Annotated in this window: 19 protein-coding genes and 2 pseudogenes; 17 read left to right on the top strand and 4 right to left on the bottom strand. The window is 67.7% G+C overall.

Going from position 1 to position 21150, the window contains the following annotated elements; genetic code table 11:
* Positions 1–26 precede the first annotated feature (26 nt).
* Positions 27–887 (top strand): phosphatase PAP2 family protein, encoded by an 861-nt coding sequence (locus ACIQPR_RS43275; RefSeq protein ID WP_403661178.1) that lies wholly within the window; start codon positions 27–29, stop codon positions 885–887.
* A 32-nt stretch (positions 888–919) separates the two neighbouring features.
* Here ACIQPR_RS43275 and ACIQPR_RS43270 read toward each other — a convergent pair whose 3' ends face one another.
* The gene (locus ACIQPR_RS43270; RefSeq protein ID WP_403661175.1) at positions 920–3919 is read right to left on the bottom strand and encodes a bifunctional [glutamine synthetase] adenylyltransferase/[glutamine synthetase]-adenylyl-L-tyrosine phosphorylase; all 3000 of its coding nucleotides are present in this window, start codon (positions 3917–3919) and stop codon (positions 920–922) included.
* 234 nt (positions 3920–4153) lie between these two features.
* Between ACIQPR_RS43270 and ACIQPR_RS43265 the strand changes: the two genes are divergently transcribed.
* The 4 genes from ACIQPR_RS43265 to ACIQPR_RS43250 all read left to right on the top strand — a co-directional run bounded on the left by ACIQPR_RS43265 (position 4154) and on the right by ACIQPR_RS43250 (position 8013).
* The gene (locus tag ACIQPR_RS43265; protein ID WP_403661172.1) at positions 4154–4594 is read left to right on the top strand and encodes a VOC family protein; all 441 of its coding nucleotides are present in this window, start codon (positions 4154–4156) and stop codon (positions 4592–4594) included.
* A gap of 215 nt (positions 4595–4809) precedes the next feature.
* Positions 4810–5685, top strand: a complete 876-nt coding sequence (locus ACIQPR_RS43260) for an alkaline phosphatase family protein (protein WP_403661169.1) — start codon at positions 4810–4812, stop codon at positions 5683–5685.
* A gap of 1 nt (position 5686) precedes the next feature.
* Positions 5687–6997: an MFS transporter gene (locus ACIQPR_RS43255; protein ID WP_403661166.1), complete on the top strand. Its 1311-nt coding sequence runs from the start codon at positions 5687–5689 to the stop codon at positions 6995–6997.
* Complete coding sequence (locus tag ACIQPR_RS43250) at positions 6994–8013, top strand: TolB family protein (RefSeq protein ID WP_403661163.1); 1020 nt, start codon at positions 6994–6996, stop codon at positions 8011–8013. The genes ACIQPR_RS43255 and ACIQPR_RS43250 overlap by 4 nt, the downstream gene beginning before the upstream one ends.
* A 15-nt stretch (positions 8014–8028) precedes the next feature.
* On the opposite strand, the pseudogene ACIQPR_RS43245 reads toward ACIQPR_RS43250, so the two are convergent.
* Positions 8029–8115: pseudogene (locus ACIQPR_RS43245) on the bottom strand (glutamine synthetase); the annotation flags it as partial.
* A 494-nt stretch (positions 8116–8609) separates the two neighbouring features.
* On the opposite strand from ACIQPR_RS43245, the gene ACIQPR_RS43240 reads away from it, so the two are divergent.
* The 5 genes and pseudogenes from ACIQPR_RS43240 to ACIQPR_RS43220 all read left to right on the top strand — a co-directional run bounded on the left by ACIQPR_RS43240 (position 8610) and on the right by ACIQPR_RS43220 (position 11692).
* Positions 8610–9050, top strand: a complete 441-nt coding sequence (locus ACIQPR_RS43240; protein ID WP_403661160.1) for a DUF6932 family protein — start codon at positions 8610–8612, stop codon at positions 9048–9050.
* Positions 9047–9595, top strand: a complete 549-nt coding sequence (locus ACIQPR_RS43235) for a helix-turn-helix domain-containing protein (RefSeq protein WP_403661157.1) — start codon at positions 9047–9049, stop codon at positions 9593–9595. Before ACIQPR_RS43240 ends, ACIQPR_RS43235 begins: the two co-directional genes overlap by 4 nt.
* Positions 9592–10011, top strand: a complete 420-nt coding sequence (locus ACIQPR_RS43230) for a hypothetical protein (RefSeq protein WP_403661154.1) — start codon at positions 9592–9594, stop codon at positions 10009–10011. Before ACIQPR_RS43235 ends, ACIQPR_RS43230 begins: the two co-directional genes overlap by 4 nt.
* A gap of 431 nt (positions 10012–10442) precedes the next feature.
* Positions 10443–11273 (top strand): annotated as a pseudogene (locus tag ACIQPR_RS43225) (IS5 family transposase).
* Entirely contained in the window at positions 11270–11692 is a 423-nt protein-coding gene (locus tag ACIQPR_RS43220) for a hypothetical protein (RefSeq protein WP_403661151.1), read from the top strand. Before ACIQPR_RS43225 ends, ACIQPR_RS43220 begins: the two are co-directional and overlap by 4 nt.
* 22 nt (positions 11693–11714) lie before the next feature.
* Here the strand turns inward: ACIQPR_RS43220 and ACIQPR_RS43215 are convergent, their stop codons facing one another.
* Complete coding sequence (locus ACIQPR_RS43215; RefSeq protein WP_403661148.1) at positions 11715–12656, bottom strand: hypothetical protein; 942 nt, start codon at positions 12654–12656, stop codon at positions 11715–11717.
* A 104-nt stretch (positions 12657–12760) separates the two neighbouring features.
* On the opposite strand from ACIQPR_RS43215, the gene ACIQPR_RS43210 reads away from it, so the two are divergent.
* The 4 genes from ACIQPR_RS43210 (at position 12761) to ACIQPR_RS43195 (ending at position 14541) form a co-directional block, all read left to right on the top strand.
* Positions 12761–12952 carry a hypothetical protein gene (locus tag ACIQPR_RS43210; protein ID WP_403661145.1) on the top strand — a complete coding sequence of 64 codons (192 nt, stop codon included), beginning with the start codon at positions 12761–12763 and terminating at the stop codon, positions 12950–12952.
* Complete coding sequence (locus tag ACIQPR_RS43205; protein WP_403661142.1) at positions 12949–13764, top strand: tyrosine-type recombinase/integrase; 816 nt, start codon at positions 12949–12951, stop codon at positions 13762–13764. Before ACIQPR_RS43210 ends, ACIQPR_RS43205 begins: the two co-directional genes overlap by 4 nt.
* Before the next feature lie 85 nt (positions 13765–13849).
* On the top strand, positions 13850–14197 hold the full coding sequence (locus tag ACIQPR_RS43200; RefSeq protein ID WP_403661139.1) for a PadR family transcriptional regulator: 348 nt from the start codon (positions 13850–13852) through the stop codon (positions 14195–14197).
* Positions 14197–14541, top strand: coding sequence for a helix-turn-helix domain-containing protein (locus tag ACIQPR_RS43195; protein ID WP_403661136.1), 345 nt, complete (start codon positions 14197–14199; stop codon positions 14539–14541). The genes ACIQPR_RS43200 and ACIQPR_RS43195 overlap by 1 nt, the downstream gene beginning before the upstream one ends.
* A gap of 1250 nt (positions 14542–15791) precedes the next feature.
* On the opposite strand, the gene glnA is transcribed toward ACIQPR_RS43195, so the two are convergent.
* Positions 15792–17153: a type I glutamate--ammonia ligase gene (gene glnA / locus ACIQPR_RS43190; protein ID WP_403661133.1), complete on the bottom strand. Its 1362-nt coding sequence runs from the start codon at positions 17151–17153 to the stop codon at positions 15792–15794.
* A 342-nt stretch (positions 17154–17495) separates the two neighbouring features.
* On the opposite strand from glnA, the gene ACIQPR_RS43185 reads away from it, so the two are divergent.
* The 3 genes from ACIQPR_RS43185 to ACIQPR_RS43175 all read left to right on the top strand — a co-directional run bounded on the left by ACIQPR_RS43185 (position 17496) and on the right by ACIQPR_RS43175 (position 20978).
* Positions 17496–18167 (top strand): DUF3105 domain-containing protein, encoded by a 672-nt coding sequence (locus ACIQPR_RS43185; protein WP_403661130.1) that lies wholly within the window; start codon positions 17496–17498, stop codon positions 18165–18167.
* A gap of 11 nt (positions 18168–18178) precedes the next feature.
* A complete protein-coding gene (locus ACIQPR_RS43180; RefSeq protein WP_403661127.1) occupies positions 18179–18793 on the top strand; it encodes a DUF305 domain-containing protein in 615 nt (204 codons plus the stop codon).
* A 226-nt stretch (positions 18794–19019) separates the two neighbouring features.
* Entirely contained in the window at positions 19020–20978 is a 1959-nt protein-coding gene (locus tag ACIQPR_RS43175; protein WP_403661125.1) for a protease pro-enzyme activation domain-containing protein, read from the top strand.
* The last annotated feature ends 172 nt before the right edge of the window (positions 20979–21150 follow it).

Here is a 21150-nt window from a genome sequence, read left to right as displayed (position 1 = left end):
AGCCTTTTCTGGCAGACTTTGTGTCTATGGGTGAGACCACCGTGACGACATTGGAAGGCCGTGAGGAAGCCGTTCCGAGCCCCGTCGCGGACGCCGCGGGGCCGGGTTTCCTGCGCCGGTTGCGGACTCCGCGCCGACCCCGGCTGTGGTTCGAGATCCTGCTGATCGCGGTCAGTTACTGGACGTACTCACAGATCCGCAACGCGGTTCCGGAACAGCGCGCCGAGGCCCTGCGCAACGCCGACTGGATCTGGCGGGTGGAGAACGACCTCGGCATCGCCGTCGAGCAGTCGATCAACCATGCCGTGAACTCGGTGACTTGGCTGATCGTCGGCATGAACTACTACTACGCCACCCTGCACTTCGTGGTGACCCTGGGTGTCCTGGTGTGGCTGTACCGCAGTCATCCGGGCCGGTACGCGGCGACCCGTCTGGTGCTCTTCGCGACCACCGCCGTGGCCCTGGTCGGCTACTACTTCTTCCCGCTGGCCCCGCCGCGCCTGATGAACGGCGGCCACTTCGTCGACACCGTCATGGTCCACCAGACCTGGGGGTCGATGGCCTCCGGCGACCTGAAGCACATGTCGAACCAGTACGCCGCGATGCCGTCCATGCACATCGGCTGGTCCCTGTGGTGCGGTCTGACGATCTTCGCCCTGGCCAAGCTCCCCTGGGTGCGCGTCCTCGGCCTCCTCTACCCGGCGGCGACCCTCATGGTCATCGTCTCCACCGCCAACCACTTCTGGCTCGACGCGGTGGGCGGCATGCTCTGCCTGGCCTTCGGCTTCACGGTCTCCCGCCTGTGGTACGGCGCGTTCCCGTACGCCCTGCCACGCACGGTGCCGGTACGGGACACCGACGGCCTCTGGCTGCCGACCAAGGCGTAGGCCCCCCAGGCGGTCGGCCGAGAACCAACCCTCTAGGCCCCGTAGAACAAAAGGTCCACGACACCACGAGCCCGCCGCGTGGTCCGGCGGTAGTCGTCGAGCATGTCTCCCACGTGCCCCGGCCCGTACCCCAAGTACCGGCCCACGGCGGCCAGTTCGCGCGGGTCGGACGGGAACGTGTCGCCCGCCCGGCCGCGCACCAGCATCACCGCGTTCCGCACCCGCGTGGCCAGCACCCACGCCTCGTCCAGGGTCGCCGCGTCCTCGGCGGAGATCAACCCGGCGGCACACGCGGCGGCGAGCGCCCCCCGGGTACGGGTCGTGCGCAGCCCCGGCTCGGCCCAGCCGTGCCGCAACTGCACGAGCTGCACGGTCCACTCGACGTCGGAGAGCCCCCCGCGCCCCAGCTTGGTGTGCAGCGTCGGGTCCGCTCCGCGCGGCAGCCGCTCGGACTCCATCCGCGCCTTCAGCCGCCGGATCTCCCGTACCGCGTCGTCGCCGAGCCCCTCGGCCGGATACCGCAGCGGATCGATCAGTTCGATGAACCGGCGGCCCAACTCCTCGTCCCCGGCCACGGGTTCGGCCCGCAACAGCGCCTGCGACTCCCAGACCAGGGACCACCGGCGGTAGTACGCCTCGTAGGAGTTCAACGACCGCACCAGCGGCCCCGACTTGCCCTCGGGACGCAGGTCCGCGTCGATCAGCAGCGGCGGATCCGAACTCGGCACCTGGAGCAGCCGGCGCATCTCGGCGACGACCTTGCCGGCCGCCTCGGAGGCCTCCCGGTCCGATACGCCCTCGCGGGGCTCGTGCACGAACAGGACGTCCGCGTCGGAGCCGTAGCCGAGTTCGTGGCCGCCGAAGCGGCCCATGCCGATGACGGCGAAGCGGGTGGGCAGGGTGTCGCCCCAGCCCTCGCGGACCACCGCGCGCAGCGTGCCGGCGAGGGTCGCCGCGGTGAGGTCGGAGACCGCGCCGCCGACCCGGTCGACGAGGGCGCCCTGATCGGCCTCGGCGGGCTGCGTCTCGGTGCCGTAGGAGCCGACGATGTCGAAGGCGGCCGTACGGAAGAGTTCGCGGCGGCGGACGCCGCGGGCGAAGGTGACCGCCTGGACGGCGTCGTCGGCGCGGCCGACCGCGGCCAGTATCTCCTGGTCCAGGTGGGCGCGTTCGCGGGGTTCGAGGCCGCTGCCGCCGTCGCCGTCGCCGAGCAGGGCGACCGCTTCGGGGGCGCGCATGAGGAGGTCGGGGGCGAGCCGGCCGGCCGACAGGACACGGGCGAGGTTCTCCGCGGCTGCGCCCTCGTCCCGCAACAGCCGTAGGTACCAAGGGGTCTTGCCGAGCGCGTCGGAGACCTTGCGGAAGTTGAGGAGGCCCGCGTCCGGGTCGGCGGAGTCCGCGAACCAGCCCAACAGGACGGGCAGCAGGGTGCGTTGGATGGCGGCCTTGCGGGTGACTCCGGAGGCGAGGGCCTCGATGTGGCGCAGCGCCGCCGCCGGGTCGACGTAGCCGAGGGCCACCAGGCGTTCGCGGGCCGCCTCGGCGCTCAACCTGGCTTCGCCCGGGGCGAGTTGGGCGACCGCGTCGAGCAGCGGGCGGTAGAAGAGCTTCTCGTGCAGGCGTCGTACGACGGTGGCGTGGCGCTTCCACTCGCGGTTCAGCTCGGCGACGGGGTCGGTGCGCAGGCCCAACGAGCGGCCCAGGCGGCGCTGGTCGGCCTCCTCGACGGGCACCAGATGGGTGCGGCGCAACCGGTAGAGCTGGATGCGGTGTTCCATCGCGCGCAGGAAGCGGTAGGCGTCGTCGAGCCGGGCGGCGTCCTCGCGGCCGACGTAGCCGCCGGCGGCGAGGGCCTCAAGGGCGACGAGCGTGGTGCCGCTGCGCAGCGAGACATCGGCCCGGCCGTGCACCAACTGGAGGAGCTGGACGGCGAATTCGACGTCCCGCAGACCGCCGGGGGCGAGCTTGAGCTCGCGGTCGATCTCGGCGGCGGGGATGTTCTCGACCACCCGGCGGCGCATCTTCTGCACGTCGGTGACGAAGTTCTCGCGCTCGGCCGCCTGCCACACGAGGGGGTCGAGAGCGGCGACGTACTCCGCGCCGAGCGCCAGGTCGCCGGCCACCGGGCGGGCCTTCAACAGGGCCTGGAACTCCCAGGTCTTGGCCCAGCGCTGGTAGTAGGCGAGGTGGCTGGCGAGGGTGCGCACCAGCGGGCCGTTGCGGCCCTCGGGGCGGAGGTTGGCGTCGACGGGCCAGATCGAGCCCTCGACGGTGGTCTCCGAGCAGATCCGCATCATGTGCGCGGCGAGCTTGGTGGCGGCGCGCAGCGCCTTGCCCTCGTCGGCGCCGTCGACCGCCTCGCCGACGAAGATGACGTCGACGTCGGAGACGTAGTTCAACTCGTGGCCGCCGCACTTGCCCATCGCGATCACCGCGAGCCGGCACAGCGCCGCGTCCTCGGGCGCGGCGGCGCCCGCGATGGCGAGGGCGGCGCGCAGGGTGGCGGTGGCGAGGTCGGCGAGTTCGGCGGCGGTCTGCGCGAGGTCGGTGGTGCCGCACACGTCACGGGCGGCGATGGACAGCAGGCAGCGGCGGTAGGCGACGCGGAGCGCGACCGGGTCGCCAGCCCCGGCGAGACCGCGTACGAACTCCTCCACCCCGGGGTGCAGGTCGCGCGGCTCGTACATGACGAGGGCGTGCCAGTCGCGCGGGTGCCGGGCGAGGTGGTCGCCCAGGGCGGCGGAGGCCCCGAGCACACCGAGCAGCCGGTCCCGCAGGGGTTTCGCCGCGATCAGCGTGTCGGTCAGCTCGCGCCGGGCGGTGGGCTCGGGCTGCGCCTCCAGGAGCCGTACAAGACCCTGGAGGGCGAGGTCGGGGTCGGCGGTGGCGCCCAGCGCTTCGAGCAGGACCGGGTCGTTCCTTATCGGCGCCAGTTCCGTGCTGTCCAGGAGCCGCTCGGCGGCCGAGGGATCGGTGAAGCCGTGCCGCAGCAGCCGCGTGAAGGTACTGCTTCTGCGTCCCGGCGCCGTCATCCTCGGCCTCCCTCGGATCAAGGTCGTTCGGATCTAGGTCGTATCGTCCCGAGCCTAACCGCAGGTGCGGGCGGGGGCGCCGGGGCGTGCGGCGAGGAGTTGCGGAGGGGCGCGGGCCCGCCTTCGTCCGCGCTGTGGCGCCGCGCACGGTTTTCGGCTTCGGTAAGAGGCGGGGAGCCGTTCAGCCGGACGCGCTGGCGGTTCGAGTGATGTGCCTGACAAAGGAGTCAAGCCATGGACATGACCCTCGAAGTGATCCTGCTGCCGGTCTCGGACGTGGACCGGGCCAAGGCGTTCTACCAGGACAAGGTCGGCTTCCACGTGGATCTCGACGGCGAGGTGATGGAGGGCGTGCGGATCGTGCAGCTCACGCCGCCGGGGTCCGGCTGTTCGATCGCGCTGGTCGACGGCTTGCAGGTGCCGACCGGGACACCGCAGCCGGGGACGTACCACGGCATGCAACTGTGCGTGCAGGACGCGAAGGCGGCCTACGACGAGCTGACCGCGCGCGGGCTCGACGTCAGCGAGCCGGTGCAGTTCGCGCCGCAGGACGGGGCCACCTTCATGTACTTCAAGGATCCGGACGGGAACGGCTGGGCGATCCAGGAGTACCGCAAGCGGGCGACCGAGCCGCTGCACCAGGTGCTGGCCCAACTGGCCGGACCGCAGGACTAGTTCGACACCGACATCAATTCACCACTTCTTCATCCGGCGGGTTGGGGGTGACGGGACGCGGGCATTTTGGCGTGTGCATGCTCTGTCCGCACCGTCACCCCCGTCCTCCCCCCCACCCGGAGGTTGAAGTGTCCGGCAGTTCCCTCGATCCCACTGGCACCGCCAGTCCGGTTGGTCCCGTTGCTCCCGTTGGTTCCGTTGCTCCCGTCGGTTCCGTGTACCGCCGCAGCCGCGCCGTCGTGGCGTCCGCGCTCGCCTTCTCGGCGGCGGCCGTCGGGGTCTGGACAGGCTTCGGCAGCGCCTCGACCGCGCACGCGGCGACCACGGTGCCGACCCCGGACCACGTCGTCGTCGTGGTGATGGAGAACCACGCCTACAGCCAGGTCATCGGCTCCTCCAGCGCCCCCTACATCAACTCGCTCGCGTCCGGCGGCGCCGCCCTCACCCAGTCGTACGGCATCACCCACCCGAGCCAGCCGAACTACTTCGCCCTGTTCTCCGGCTCCACCCAGGGCATCACCAGCGACAGCTGCTACACCGCGGGCTTCTCCTCGGCCGCGAACCTCGCCTCCGAGGTGACGGCGGCGGGCGGCACCTGGGCCAGCTACAACGAGACGCTGCCCAGCCAGGGTTCGACGACGTGCAGCAGCGGAAACTACGCCCGCAAGCACAACCCGTGGTTCGGTTTCTCCAACGTCGCGACCTCGACCGCGAAGACCTTCGCGCAGTTCCCGACCGACTACACGACCCTCCCCGACATCTCCTTCGTCACCCCCAACCTGTGCAGCGACATGCACGACTGCTCGGTGGCGACCGGCGACACCTGGCTGAAGAACAACCTCGGCGCGTACGCCACCTGGGCCAAGACCCACAACAGCCTCCTCGTGGTCACCTTCGACGAGGACAACCTGCTCAGCGGCAACCGCATCCCGACGGTCCTCTACGGCCAGCCGGTGAAGGCGGGTTCGACGTCCTCGACCACGTACAACCACTACAACCTGCTGCGGACCCTGGAGGACTCCCAGGGCCTGTCCACCCACGCGGGCAACGCGGCCTCGGCCGCGGACATCACCGGCGTCTGGGCGTCCTGACATGTACGTGGCGGACAGCCGCGCCCGTACCGGCGGCACCACCGGTACCGCAGGTACCGCGGCTGCCACGGCGCGGGTGTCCGCCGTGGTCGCCCCCACGGTCCTCGCGCTCGGCGCGGTCAGCCTGATCACCGACGTGTCGTCCGAGATGGTGACCGCGGTGCTGCCGCTGTACCTGGTGACGGGCCTCGGCCTCTCCCCGCTGGGCTTCGGTCTCCTGGACGGCGTCTACAACGGCTTCTCGGCCCTCGTCCGGCTGGCCGGCGGCCACCTGGCCGACCGGGGCGGCGGCCGGCACAAGTGGATCGCGGGCATCGGCTACGCCGTGTCGGCGGCCTGCAAGCCGCTTCTCCTCCTGGCCCACACCCTCACCCCCATCGGCCTGATCCTGGCCGCCGACCGCACGGGCAAGGGCCTGCGCACCGCACCGCGCGACGCGCTGATCTCGCTGTCCTCCACCCCGGAGAACCGGGGTCGCGCCTTCGGCGTGCACCGCGCGATGGACACGGCGGGCGCGCTGCTCGGCCCGCTGGTGGCATTCCTGATCCTGCGGGCGACGGTCGACGGGTACGACGCGGTGTTCACGGTGAGTTTCTGCGTGGCCGTGGTCGGAGTCCTGGTGCTGGTGCTGTTCGTGCCGGGCGGCCGAGGACCGGCGCAGCCCCGAACACAGGCGCAGCCCCGAACACCGGCACCGGTACCGGCGCCTTCGAGCAGCCGCCCCACCCTGGGCGCGGCCTTCGCGCTCCTCGCCCGCCGCGACCTGCGCCGCATCACGATCTGCGCGCTGCTGCTGGGCCTGGCGACGGTCAGCGACTCCTTCGTCTACCTGCTCCTGCAACGCCGACTCGGCGTCCCCGACCGCTGGTTCGCCCTGCTGCCGCTGGGCACGGCGGCGGCCTTCCTGCTGCTCGCCGTACCCCTGGGCCGCCTCGCGGACCGCGTCGGCCGCTGGCGGGTGTTCCTCGCCGGCCACGGCGCGCTGCTCACGGCGTACGCCCTGCTGCTGACGTCCTGGCACGGCACGGCCCTCCCCTACGCCGTCCTCCTCCTGCACGGCGGTTTCTACGCGGCGACCGACGGCGTGCTGATGGCGGTGGCCTCCGACAGCGTGCCGGAGGAACTGCGCTCCTCGGGCCTGGCGCTGGTGCAGACGGGCCAGGCGGCGGCGCGGTTCGTGTGCTCGCTGGGCTTCGGGGCGGCCTGGACGCTGTGGGGCGACCGTACGGCGCTGCTGGCGTCGACGGCAGCGCTGGCGGTGTGCGCGGTGTTCGCGCTGACGCTCCGACCTGTCCGGGAGACCGTTTCATGACCGTACGCAATCGCGTCCTGGTGCTCTGCCTGGCGATCGTGCTGCTGGCCGGGGTCGCCGTCGCCTCCGTACTGCACGCCTCGGCGCGCGCCGACCAGCGGGACCGGGCCCGGCCCGGCGGCCCGAAGATCACCGCGGGCGGCATCACCCTCACCTCGCCCGGCACCATGGTGTTCCGCAACATGGCCTGGGGCCCGCACCGCGACGAACTGACCACGGTCCCGGCCGCCGACCCCTCCGGCCCCCGCACCGCCTCCGGCCTCAAGTGCCTGCGCTTCTACGCCAGTTCGGGCACGGGAGTCTGTCTCCAGGCGGTCCACGGCACGGTCACGGACACCTACCGCGCGCTGATCCTCGACGCCCACCTCAAGGTGCGGGCCCGCTACGACGTCCCGGGCATCCCCTCCCGGGCCCGGGTCTCCCCCACGGGTCACTTCGCGGCCTGGACGGCGTTCGTCGGCGGCGACTCGTACGCGGGCACGAACTTCTCCACGCGCGCGGCGATCGTCGACACCAGGACGGGCCGGCTGATCCCGTCCCTCGAATCCTTCCGCGTCCGCAAGGACGGCCACGCCTACCACGCGGCCGACGACAACTTCTGGGGCGTGACCTTCGCGGCGGACGACCGCACGTTCTACGCGACGCTGGCGACGAAGGGCCGGACATACCTGGTCAGGGGCGACCTGAAGACCCGCACACTCACCACGGTCCACGCGAACGTCGAGTGCCCGTCCCTCTCCCCCGACGGCACCCGCATCGCCTTCAAGAAACGCGTACGGGGCCTCCCGAAGGACGCCCCCTGGCACCTGTACGTCCTCGACCTCCGCACCATGCGCGAAACCCCACTGGCCGAACCCCGCAGCGTCGACGACCAGGCGGTATGGCAAGACTCCCGCACGATCGTCTACGCCCTGCCCGGCGACTACGGCGCGGACCTGTACGCGATACCGGCAGACGGCACGGGAAAGCCGCGGCGCATCAGCACCGCGGCGGTATCGCCCGCGTTCGTGCGGTGAGACAGAGTCGCCGGGCTAGAGCACTGGCAGGTTCTTCCGCAGCTCGAACGCCGTGACCTCGCTGCGGTACTCCTCCCACTCCGCCTTCTTGTTGCGGAGGAAGTGGCGCGGCCCAGAAGCGACCTCACGCGATCGACGCTGGCGCAGCGTTGGCCAGTAGCCGCGCGGTCGTCAGTGGTCGTCGTTGGTCGCCTTAGGCCGCCCTTCGACGGCCCACAGACGGCCCGACAACCTCTTCGTCCCGAACGCGGTCGGGGCCTGCGTGACCTCGCTCGGGGGCCACTAACCTGCCGGTTTGGCTCCAGCGTTGTCCCCTACCGTCCGGGACGATCTAGGTTCGGCCGCATTGCATGGCCCCCTGTTTGGCCCCCCGTTCACTTCATCGAAGCCGAGCCCTAGCAGGGTGGCTCACCCCCGGCGGAGGGGCAGTGAACCTTGGCGAGTGGCCAAGGGCAGCGGGGGCGCCGCGACCTGACTTGCTGCCTGTGTCGTATCTACAGGGTGGATTTCGTGATTCTGCACATGATCAGCCACTCTTTGGCTACGCTGTGCAGCACTCCGCGCTACTGACACAACCTAGAAGTTGGGCTACGCTGGTGCCACTGCCCTCATTTAACGATCATGGCTACCTGCCCCCTGGGGAGCATGAGGCCACATGGGAGGAAGTTGAGAAGGTACTCGGTTGGAACTTCAAGAGGAAAGATCTTCTTGTCGGACTTCACTATGTCGTGAAGTCTCTTGTGGAGTTTGGGGTGACTGAGTTCTATCTGGACGGATCGTTTGTCACAAATAAGGTCCGACCGGGGGACGTCGAAGTCATCTACATGCCGCCCAAGGGTGTCGACACGAGGCAATGGGGACTCTTCTCGTTTGCTCAACATGACACCTTGAAGAAGCGGTACAAGATTGACCTCTGGCCGTATCCGTCACCTCAGCCAACGAGTTCTGGTTACGTGACCATCAAGGAATTCTTTTCCTCGGATCTCGACGATGTTCCCAAAGGGATTGTTCGCCTCAGCTTGGAGGGTTTCGAGTGATTCGAAATGATAGGCAACTTTCCATTGCCCGCAGGAAGCTAGATAAATTGCGGGAGGCTGCATCTCGGGCCACCGGGGAAGATGTGCAAGTATGGGAAACTCTCGCGCAGGAAGTCGCGTGCGACATAGACGAGTTTCTGGCAATTCGCAGCGGCTCTGTAAAGGCGTTCGAGGTTAATTCTCTTGATGCTCTCCCTGGGAGTTTCATTAAGGCCCGAATCGCACAAGGAATCACCCAGGCAGAGCTCGCTTCCCGCTTGGGCGTGAGTGAGCAAATGGTGCAGAAGGATGAGGCTGGCGGGTACGAAAGTGCGGGAATAGATCGGATCGCTGACGTATGTGACGCCCTCGGGTATGAGCTCGTTGGGCGCCTTCAGCCTGCTGGAAATACGCGCATCTACGTGAGTATCGCATCGGAAGCGCCTACATCTCCCCCGCAGCCCGTCCAGTTTCACTCGGAAACGACGACTATGTTCGTTTCCAACGTAGCACCTGTGCCAATCGCCAATCATCCAATGCATTTCTACAGGGGGCTTCCTTCGTGAGGGTCGAGCATGTATTGCTCACTGAGGGTGTGGGCGCAGATATTCGAAATGCGATGACGCTGATTGGCTTTAATCAGCGAGTCATTAATGCCCACGCGGTACCCTTCTCGTTCCGTCAAACTCTCGTAATCGGGCTGATCGACGATTCAGAGGATGACGGAGTTGCCCCTTCAGGGCAGCTGGCAATCAACCTGGTGAACCCGCAGGGCGTCGCTGTTTTTGCGCTCAATCAGGCAATCCAACTCAATCAGCGAAGTCGCAAAGATGTCCCAGGGTTCACCAATATCGCGATGGATGTCCAGTTTTCGGGGTCAGTGCGCGGGCGATATACCCTGCAGTTGACGTGGCAGGATGCTGTCGGAGAGGCCGAGAAGCACGAGATTTCGGTCTACGTGGTGGACGCTGCTGAAGGCTGATGCCGACAAAGTCGACCGGCGTCTCTCCGTTCTTACGATGCTAGCGAGGCATGAAGCCTGGCTTCTGCTAAGCGAGTGAGTGAAACCGCGGAATGTAGTCCAGCGCCGCTGGCTCGGAGCTGTACCGGCGCCGCATCTCGGCAGCGAGTTCACGGTTGGTCATGATGAGCGACGGCACCGACTGTCGTCCCCTTCAAGGGCGCGCTCCCCCATGATGAGTGCCTGCTCCAAGTCGCCTTCGCGTGCCGCCGTAACGCCCAGCGTGACTCGGGCTTCCGCATTGCGCATCGATGAGCGCTCGGCTCCGTCGAAGTCCGCGCCCGCCCTCAGAGGGCGGTATATGGCGTGATGCTGCGTTTGTTGTCGCTGGAACGTGTGGCGCAGGTGTATCGGGGCTGATCGGGGTGTCCTGTCGTGCTGGAGTGTTCCTCGTGAGCGATCGCCAGCCCTGCAAGAGCGACTTATCCGATGAGCGGTGGGCCCTGATCGAACCCGTCATCGCCTCCTGGAAGGCTCAGCATCCCTCCGTCAGCGGCCACCGGGGCGCGTACGAGATGCGGGAGATCGTCAACGCCCTGCTCTACCAGTCCCGTACCGGCTGCCAGTGGGACTACCTCCCCCACGACCTGCCCTGGTCGGAGCAGTGAAGTACTACCTCTACAAGTGGCGCGACGACGGCACCAACCAGACCCTTCACAACCTGCTGCGCTGGCAGGTCCGCGAGAGTCGGGGGCGCAAGGCCGACCCGAGCCTGGTGGTGCTCGACACCCAGAGCCTGCACGCGGCCGCCGGGGTGCCCGCCGACACCACCGGAAGGGACGCGGCAGAAAAAAGTCCCATGCCACAAACGCGGCCTGGCAGTTGATGTTCTCGGTCTGGTGATCGCGGTGGTGGTACTGGCCGCTTCCGCGCACGACAACGTCGCCGGCATCGCCTTGCTGGACAAGGTCGCCGCCGACACCGACACGGTGTACAAGGCCCTGGTAGACCAGGGGTTCAAGACCGCCGTCGTCGACCACGGGCAGATGGTGGGCATCGACGTCGAAGTCATCGAGCGCAACCCGGCAGCCAGAGGGTTCGTCCCGCAGCCCAAGAGGTGGGTGGTGGAGCAGGTGAATGGGATCATGATGCTGCACCGCAGGCTGGTACGGGACTACGAGCATCGGCCCGCCTCCGCCGAGTCGAGGGTGTACTGGGCCATAAGCGACCGGATGACCCGGATGCTCACCGCGACATCCGCTCCCGCTTGGCGCGGCGCATGAGCGGCAGCGACCTGGCCTTGGGAGCGGTGCTGGCGCACCTGGAGGAGCAAGAGCGCGAGATCGCCGCGCAGGCCCAGGCGACGCGAGGACGCATCTCGGAACTCGCAGCGCAATTGGAGGAGTTCGCCCAGCTCGCCGAGGAAGTACGCATCACCCGCAAGACCCTGCTGGCGCTCCCTGATCCATCCCCGCCGACGCCGCCGGTCGCGAAGCTGCTGGACCATCCGGCCTACCAGCAGATCATGGCGGTGTTCGCCGCAGCCGACGCCCCACTGCGGGCACGGGCGGTCTGCGAGGCAATGGATCTGGAGATCGCGCCCAACAATGTCAACAACGTCCGGCTGAAACTCAAGCGGCTGGCCAACCGCGGGATCCTGACGGAGACCGAGCAAGGGGTGTTCACCCTGCCGCGACCGTAACCTCGGTCGCTGACATCGGGCATCAGCTCGCGCGTCGCCCTGCGAGCAGGTCCTGGAGCGACTGGGACTGGAGTTGCAGGGGCGGAGCCATGTCGCCGAAGGACTTGCTAAACGCTTGCGGCGACCGCTCCAGTTCCATGAGCACGTGCTCTGCTGTGTCGTTGCCGGCAAGGTCGGGCGCCAGGGCCGCGCAGACCCGAACGCCTGCACGTGGGTCAGTCAGCCAGGGGCGCGTGTCGCCGCCGAGGTGGCCGATGGCGATCACCATCGTCGCCAGGTCGTACGAGGACTCGATGGCCAGGGCCATCGACGCCAACTGTTTCACCAGCTCCGAACGTTGCGCGGAGGCCGCGGGATGCCGCGCCAGTGCCCCAACCGCTGCGGCGGCACATGTCCTGCGCCTGGCACGTTCCGACGCGAGGTACGGCAGTGTTCGCTGCAGCAGAACGGGAACCACGTCGAAGCAGGCGAGCGCCGCCTGATCGAGGACGAGTTCACCCAGCCCTGTACCGTCCTGCCACATCCGGGCCCGGCCATCCTCATCGGCCGACACGTACTCGACCGTCCAGCCCCGCAGCTCCGGCGCGCGGTCCTGGACCCGAGCACGGATCTCCGTCGTCTGGTCGCCGAGGTCGGCGGCGGCGCCGACCACGTACAGATAGGCGAGCATGGCATCGGGCAGCGAGGGATCGCCGAGCCCCAGCAGCGGGTTGTCCAGGAGCTCGGCGACAAGCATCGCGGTGGGCGCCGTCGCAGGCCATGCCTTGCCCTCGCGGCGAAGCGTCGCCGACCACAGGTGCGAGTACCCGTCGACAGAAGCCCGCGCATCCTTGCCGAGGAGAGCTGCCAGGTGCCGCGGCGTGTCGCTGGCAGGTCCCGAGGCATGGAACAAGCCGGACCAGTCCACCTCACGCATTCGGTCATCCACAACGAGGATCGTGCCACAACACTTCGTCGTGCTCACGGCCCGAACTCACTCCGGATCAGTGGACATGCTCGCCCGGCCCGGCACGCTCACTCCTCACGCGAATACCTGGCCCGCCAACCTCACTCAACCGAGCCACGAACTTGACATCAGCTTGCGTATCGCCCACTCAGAGCACCGACCTGACGACCCGAGAGACGGTCACCTCTACGTTTCGCGGCCACGCGATCCCCTACCTGGGGTCACGCCCCCTCAGTTCCTTCAAGCCGGAACACATCCGCGACTGGCTGAGCGAGTTGGGCGGGCCGTACCCGCGACGTCGTACCGGCGCGTGATCTACAACAACGTATCGACCATCCTCAACGCGGCCGTCGACGACGGTCACTTGCCGAAGAATCCGTGCCGCGCGCAATCCGTACGCCCTCCCGCACCAGGGACTGGCCGCGTCGTGCCGTGGACAGCCGAGCGAGTCTTCGACGTCCGGGAGGCGCTGCCGGGGCGCTTCCGCACGGCGGTCGACCTCGGGGCGGGATGCGGTCTGCGACAGGGAGAGATCTTCGGGCTCCCTGTCGACGAAATCGACTTCGAGTCCGGTTGGCTGCACATCGTGAATCAGGTCAAGGTGACGACCGACGGTCTCGTCTTCGGCCCGCCGAAGCGAGACAAGCTCCGTGACGTTCCCTTGCCCGATCGCATGGCTGACGTCCTCAAACGCCACATGAAGGAGTTCCCACCGGTCCCGATCACGCTGCCGTGGCTGCGGAAGGACCGCCGCCTGGTGACGCGCAAGTTGCTATTCACCCGCCTCGACGGCGCGGGAGCGGTGCGGCGGACGGACTTCAACGACCGCGCTTGGAAGCCCGCTCTCGTCGCGGCAGGGGTGATACCCGAGCCGAAGCCGGGTGAGCGTCACCAGGCTGCGCGCCAGCACGGCATGCACGCGCTAAGGCACTTCTACGCGTCGGTCCTACTGAACTCCGGGGAGAACATCAAGGCGCTGAGCCACTACCTTGGGCATAACGATCCGGGGTTCACGCTGCGGGTGTACACGCACCTCATGCCAAGTAGCGACGCGCGGGCCCGGAACGCAGTAGACGGCCTGTATGGCCGCGAAGCTGCCACCTCAAACAGCCCAGAGCACAACTAGCCAATGTGACTAGGGACACACGAAAGACCTAGCAAGGAACGTCTCGCATGTAGAACTCTACTTAGCCCCTAGGTAGAGTACGAGCATGGTCTCGCCGCGAATGACCCTCACCACGCAGCTGGTGCTCCGCGCTCTACTGGAGCGCCCGACGGAGGAACGGTATGGCCTTGAGCTCGGCGAAAGCGCCGGCCTCCCATCCGGAACCCTGTACCCGATCCTTGCCCGCCTTGAGGCCTGGTCATGGGTCGCTTCCCACTGGGAGGACGTCGATCCTTCGCTAGCAGGTCGACCCCGAAGGCGCTATTACACACTCACACGCCACGGAGCAGAACAAGCCAGGCTTGCACTCGCAAGCGTAGATGCCCGAAGGAGCAGGACATCCCGATTGACTGCGGGTACCGCCACTCTGCATCCCCGTGGAGGTACAGCCTGATGAACGAGTCAATGAACGCGACGCCTGAGGTTCGAGTCATCACAGCACCGAATTCGATCAACACGCTGGAATCGGCTCGTGATTGGGAGAGCGTGCGCGACGGTCTATCGATCGAGGCAAGCGACTTGGCCGAGGACCTTGAGATTTTGATGGCCCGGCTACGCCAAGAACGCAAGCGCCAAGGACTAACCCAGGCCGCAGTGGCCCAAAAAATGAAGGTCTCCCAGTCACGCGTCTCAGCCATTGAGACCGGGGCGATCAAAGCGACAGAAGTTGGCACGCTGGCGAGGTACCTGAACGCGCTGGGAGTAAGGCTTAAGCTCACCGCCGAGTTCAGAGGCTAAGCCTGAAGACGCCCACCTGCAGACCGCTGCCCAATGCGGCCCCGGCTCCAGCCGGGGCCGTTACTTGTTGCCGAATCGGCTGTTACAGGACAGGAGGCACGTTGCAGGACATACCCACTTCGCGAGATCGGGCATGAACCTCACCGCCACCATCTGCACAATACAAAGGTTCTAAATACAACCCACATGTGGTGTAGCCTGCTGGACGTGACCGCACCGTGGCTTGTAGTAGTACACGAGGACGTCGAAGCATGGCTCGCCGGTGTCATAACCGGGGACCCGACTGCCGCAAGGTACGCGGTAGCCGCTTTGGAGGCCTTACGGCACATTGCTCCTGAACTTCTGTCGCGCCAGGCCGAAGCCTCGCACGACACCACAGGGATCCGCGAAGACAAAGATGAGCCCCACACTTCCACACGCACCTTGCAGATCCAATGCGCCGTCGAACCGCATCGCCGACTGACGTACGTCCGCCTATGCACTCTTGAAGGAAGCGGGGACCGGGTCGGCACGGTGGTGTACCGATGCCACCCCACGTCAGTGTTTGAGCGCCCCAGCAGGAAGGGCCGTCGTCGGGTTCTATCGCAACGAGCGACTCAGCTAATCGTTGGGGTGATCGCGCAGGTACTACCAGCGAGAGAGCAGGCCCGTTACAGAGAAGAATTCCTCGGTGAACTGTATGTTCTCGGAGCGCGAGGCCGTTGGGCCCAATGGCTCTACGCCCTCAGGCTCGCCAAGTCCGCCATCTCGCTCCGAATGGAGCTCGTCCGCTCCTCCAAGCAACACCAGGTGATCAAGTGAGTCCCCGGCAGAGTGGCGGACGACAACCTGGCATCGTTGCAGGCGCAGTAACAATAGCTGGTGCGGGCGGTGGTGGGGGCGGCGTAGCTCTCCTCGCCTCAGCGGGCGCACCCAGCTGGACCATCGCCGTTGTAGCGGCCTGCGGCGCTATCGGCACCCTTGGAGGCATCACCCTCGGCGTCGTGCAATCCGTGTTCCCCCAAGAATCAAAAGACCGGCTTGAGTGGTGGAAGGACCGCAGGAAGCACAAACGCGGACACGACAGGGAGGAGCAAGCCCAGGAAACACCGATGCAGGGGGGCACGAGCCGCCTCAGCGTCGACAAACAGGCTGCTCTGCCTTCCGACGGCCCGCAGGCGGCCCAGCAGGAATCCCGTAGGGACAGGCGACGGACGCCGTCTCCACCGCCTGCTAGCTGATAATCGAACCAAGACGCCTCTGACCTGCGCCTACAGCACCGGCAGGTTCTTCCGCAGCTCGAACGCGGTCACCTCGGACCGGTACTCCTCCCACTCCGCCTTCTTGTTGCGGAGGAAGAAGTCGAAGACGTGTTCGCCGAGGGCCTCGGCTACCAGGTCGCTGCGTTGCATCAGGGTCAGGGCCTCGCCGAGGTTCTGCGGGAGGGGCTCGATGCCCATCGCGCGGCGCTCCGCGTCGGAGAGGGCCCAGACGTCGTCCTCGGCGCCCGGCGGGAGCTCGTAGCCCTCTTCGATGCCCTTGAGGCCGGCGGCGAGGAGGAGGGCGTAGGCCAGGTAGGGGTTGGCGCCGGAGTCGAGGGAGCGGACCTCGACGCGCGCGGAGCCGGTCTTGCCGGGCTTGTACATGGGGACGCGGACCAGGGCGCTGCGGTTGTTGTGGCCCCAGCAGATGTACGAGGGGGCCTCGCCGCCGGCGCCGGCGGTGCGCTCGGAGCCGCCCCAGATGCGCTTGTAGGAGTTGACCCACTGGTTGGTGACGGCGGAGATCTCCGCCGCGTGCTTCAGCAGGCCCGCGATGAAGGAGCGGCCGACCTTGGAGAGCTGGTACTCGGAGCCGGACTCGTAGAACGCGTTGCGGTCGCCCTCGAAGAGGGAGAGGTGGGTGTGCATGCCCGAGCCGGGGTGCTCCGAGAACGGCTTCGGCATGAACGTGGCCTGCACGCCCTGCTCCAGCGCGACCTGCTTCATGACCAGGCGGAAGGTCATGATGTTGTCGGCGGTGGAGAGCGCGTCGGCGTAGCGGAGGTCGATCTCCTGCTGGCCGGGGGCGCCCTCGTGGTGGGAGAACTCGACCGAGATACCCATCGACTCCAGCATGGTGATCGCCTGGCGGCGGAAGTCCATGCCCACGTTCTGCGGGGTGTGGTCGAAGTAGCCGGAGTTGTCGGCGGGGGTGGGGCGGGAGCCGTCGAGGGGGCGGTCCTTGAGGAGGAAGAACTCGATCTCCGGGTGGGTGTAGAAGGTGAAGCCCAGGTCGGAGGTCTTGGCGAGGGCGCGCTTGAGGACGTAGCGCGGGTCCGCGAAGGACGGGGAGCCGTCCGGCATGAGGATGTCGCAGAACATGCGGGCCGTGCCGGGGGCCTCGGCGCGCCAGGGCAGGACCTGGAAGGTGGAGGGGTCCGGCTTGGCGATCATGTCGGACTCGTACACGCGGGCGAAGCCCTCGATGGCCGAGCCGTCGAAGCCGATGCCCTCGTCGAAGGCCTGTTCCAGCTCGGCGGGGGCCACGGCGACGGACTTGAGGAAGCCCAGCACGTCCGTGAACCACAGCCGTACGAACCGGATGTCGCGCTCCTCCAACGTCCGGAGCACGAACTCCTGCTGCTTGTCCATCTTCCGCTTCCCCATCCTTGCTGGTCAGGCCGCCTGTCCTCGTACCGCAGGAGGCGGTCGGGCACCTGAGCATCCCACCACAACACCATTTCGTGCGCGTTGCCGACCTTGATCGACCGGCCGTCATCGGGCCGAACGGCTCACGAACGGCAGGTGTCCCGCGCCGATGCCCGTCTGCTGACCATCTTGCCTGCTCGGACTGACATTCGTAATGCCTGGCATGGGGGCATCGCGGTCTTCCGCGGTCTTTGCTGTGGGCGCCCTACGGGAACCCTTTCCTCCCCCACTACGATCAGTGGGTCCCGACCTTCCCGTCCCTTCCCCCAAAAGGACACACACCTCATGGGTTCCGCGAAGAACACCGGCAACGCGGCGCGCAAGGCCCGCATCGAGGAGATGCGGCGCGCCGAGCAGGCCCGCGAGCGGCGCGCCAAGCTCGTGAAGATCGTGGCGAGCACGGTGGTCGCCGCCGGTCTCGTCATCGGCGGGGTGGCCGTCGTGCACGCGCAGTCCGGCAAGAAGGACAGTTCCGCGAGCGACTCCAAGAACTCCGGTTCCGGGCACTTCGTGGCCGGCGCGGACGGCGTGAACACCTGGAAGGGGACGCTGGGCCGCACCCACGTCACCGGCACGGTGAACTACCCGATGCACCCGCCGGTCGGCGGCAACCACAACCCGGTCTGGCTGAACTGCAACGGTGACGTCTACACCAAGGCCGTCAAGGACGAGAACGCGGTGCACGCGCTGGAGCACGGCGCGGTCTGGGTGACGTACAACAAGAAGGCCTCGGCGGCCGACGTGCAGGCGCTGGCGACGAAGGTGAAGTCGACGCCGTACTCGCTGATGAGTCCCTACGACAGCCAGAAGGACCCGATCATGCTGTCGGCGTGGGGGCACCAGCGGACCGTGAAGAGCGCGAGCGACCCGGCGGTGAACTCGTTCTTCGAGAAGTTCGTGCAGGGCAGCCAGACCCCGGAGCCGGGTGCGGCCTGCACGGGCGGGCTGTCGCAGTGAGGCAGGTGGGAATGATCGCGGGGGCCGCGGCGACGGCGCTGGTCGCGGCCGGCGCGATCACCTACGCGGTCGCGGAGGACGGCAGCCGCTCGGCCGACTCCCCCACTCCTACGGCGAGTTCGGCGGACGCCGGGTTCGCGCGGGACATGGCGGTCCACCATCAGCAGGCCGTCGAGATGTCGTACATCGTGCGGGATCGCACCAAGAACGTGGAGGTGCGGCGGCTCGCCTACGACATCGCGCAGACGCAGGCCAATCAACGGGGCATGCTGCTGGGCTGGTTGGACCTGTGGAACCTGCCGAAGGTGTCGGCCGATCCGCCGATGACCTGGATGGGCATGGGTGGCATGGCGTCCGGCAAGGACGGTGCGCTGATGCCGGGGATGGCGACCAACACCGAGCTGAAGAAGCTGGGTTCGCTGAGCGGCAAGGCCGCCGAGATCTTCTTCCTCCAGCTCATGACGGACCATCACAAGGGCGGTATCCACATGGCCGAGGGATGTGTGGAGAAGTGCCGGGTGGGGGTGGAGAAACGGCTGGCGCAGGGGATGGTGGACGCGCAGCAGTCGGAGATCCAGCTGATGGCCGACATGCTCAAGGAACGTGGCGCAAAAGCACGTTCGTAAAGCGACCCCGGTCGTTCGTTACACGCCCGTAAGGAAAAAAGCCCCCAATTCGCCCTGGCTGACGGTTCCTTGGGTTTCTCTTGACTTTCGCGTTCCCCTGGCATGAACGGTTCATCGAAAGAGTGGCCCCCACGTGTGATCCATCCACGGACCCTCCCGCCGCAGGTTCCGTGCGGATCCGCATGACCGACCACTCCATGCGTCGAACCGCATAGCAGGGGGTTTTATGAGATCCAATCGCGCCACCATGCGCGCCGGCGTGAGCATGGCAGCGACACTGCCCATGATCGCCGGCGCTCTGGCGCTCGGCATACCCGCGGCGCACGCCGCGGACACCCCGGGCCGGGACGCCCTCGCGGGCACCAAGCCCGCGTGGGCGACGGCCAAGGCGGACAAGGGAGCGACCTCCGACAGCTCCAAGGTCTCCGCCCGGGTCTACTTCGCCGGCCGGAACGCCTCCGGTCTCGCGGCGTACGCCAAGGCCGTCTCCGACCCGAGTTCGGCCCTGTACGGCAAGTACCTGAGCGCCGCTCAGGTGCAGCAGCGCTTCGGCGCCACGACGGCCCAGGTGACCGCCGTCAAGTCCTGGCTGAAGTCCGCCGGGCTGAAGGTCACCGGCACCACGCAGCACTACGTCACCGTCTCCGGTGACGTGGCGGCGGTCGAGAAGGCGTTCAGCACCTCGCTGCACAACTACGCGAAGGGCTCGAAGACCTACCGCGCCCCGTCGAAGACGGCCTCCGCGCCGGACAGCCTGAACGGTGCCGTCCTGACCGTCACCGGTCTCGACAACGCCCCGCACAAGGCGAACCACGACGACACGCTGCCGGGCCCGGCCGCGGTGTTCAAGAACGCCGGACCGTTCTCCTCGTACTACGGCTCCAACACCGCGACCACCCTCCCCTCGGCCTACGGCAAGAAGATCCCGTACGCCGTCCAGGGCTACACCGGCAAGCAGCTGCGGGCCGCCTACGGCGCCGGCAAGTACACGGGCAAGGGCGTGCGCGTCGCCATCACCGACGCCTACGCCTCGCCGACCATCGCGTTCGACGCGGCCACCTACGCGAAGAACCACGGCGACGCCTCCTGGAAGACCAGCCAGCTCAAGCAGGTCCTGCCCAGCAACTACACCAACACGGGCGCCGACGAGTGCGACGCCTCGGGCTGGTACGGCGAGGAGACCCTCGACGTCGAGGCCGTGCACGCGGTGGCGCCGGACGCGAACGTCACATACGTGGGCGCCGCCTCCTGCCTGGACGACGACCTGCTCGACTCGCTGAGCAAGATCGTCGACAACCACCTGGCCGACATCGTCTCCAACTCGTGGGGCGACATCGAGGCCAACCAGACCCCGGACCTCGCCGCCGCCTACGACCAGGTGTTCCAGCTGGGCGCGGTCGAGGGCATCGGCTTCTACTTCTCCTCCGGTGACAACGGCGACGAGGTCGCCAACACCGGCACGAAGCAGGTCGACACCCCGGCCAACTCGGCGTGGGTGACGGCGGTCGGCGGTACCTCCCTCGCCGTCGGCAAGGGCGACAAGTACCTGTGGGAGACCGGCTGGGGCACCGAGAAGGCCGCCCTGTCGGCCGACGGCAAGAGCTGGACCGGCTTCCCCGGCGCCTTCACCTCGGGCGCGGGCGGCGGCACCAGCAAGACGGTGAACGAGCCGTACTACCAGAAGGGCGTCGTCCCCGACTCCCTCGCCAAGGCCAACAGCGCCACCGGCAACCGCGTCGTCCCGGACATCTCGGCGATCGCCGACCCGAACACCGGTTTCAAGGTCGGCCAGACGCAGACCCAGGCGGACGGCTCGGAGTCGTACAGCGAGTACCGGATCGGCGGCACCTCGCTCGCCTCCCCGGTGATCGCGGCGGTCCAGGCCCTGGCCCAGGAGGCGCGCGGCGGCAAGGCGATCGGTTTCGCCAACCCGTCGATCTACGCCAAGTTCGGCACGAAGGTCTACCACGACGTGACCGACAACCCGACGGGCTCCGGCCTGGCGGTGGCGCGCGTGGACTTCGCCAACGGCTACGACGCCACGGCGGGCCTGCTGACCTCGGTGCGCAGCCTCGGCAAGGACAGCTCGCTGTCCGCGGTCAAGGGCTACGACGACGTGACCGGCGTGGGTACGCCCGCGAACGGCTACGTCGAGTCGTTCGCCTCGCCCAAGGGTCACCACTGACCCGGTAGGCGATAGGCGAGTCACCTGTTGATGGGGTGGGGGGGGGGGGGGGGCACCCCCCCCCCCCCCCCCCCCCCGGAACCCCCAAAAAAAACCCCACCCGCCCCCCCAAAAAAAAATGTGGAAGAATAAACACAAAGTTGACCCCGGGGGCCCCCCCCACCGCGCCAAC

Origin of the sequence: Streptomyces sp. NPDC091280 (assembly GCF_044768565.1) — a bacterium.
Taxonomy (GTDB): Bacteria; Actinomycetota; Actinomycetes; order Streptomycetales; family Streptomycetaceae; genus Streptomyces.
Note: the sequence above shows the minus strand (reverse complement) of the source record. Positions and strands in the feature narration are given on the sequence as shown.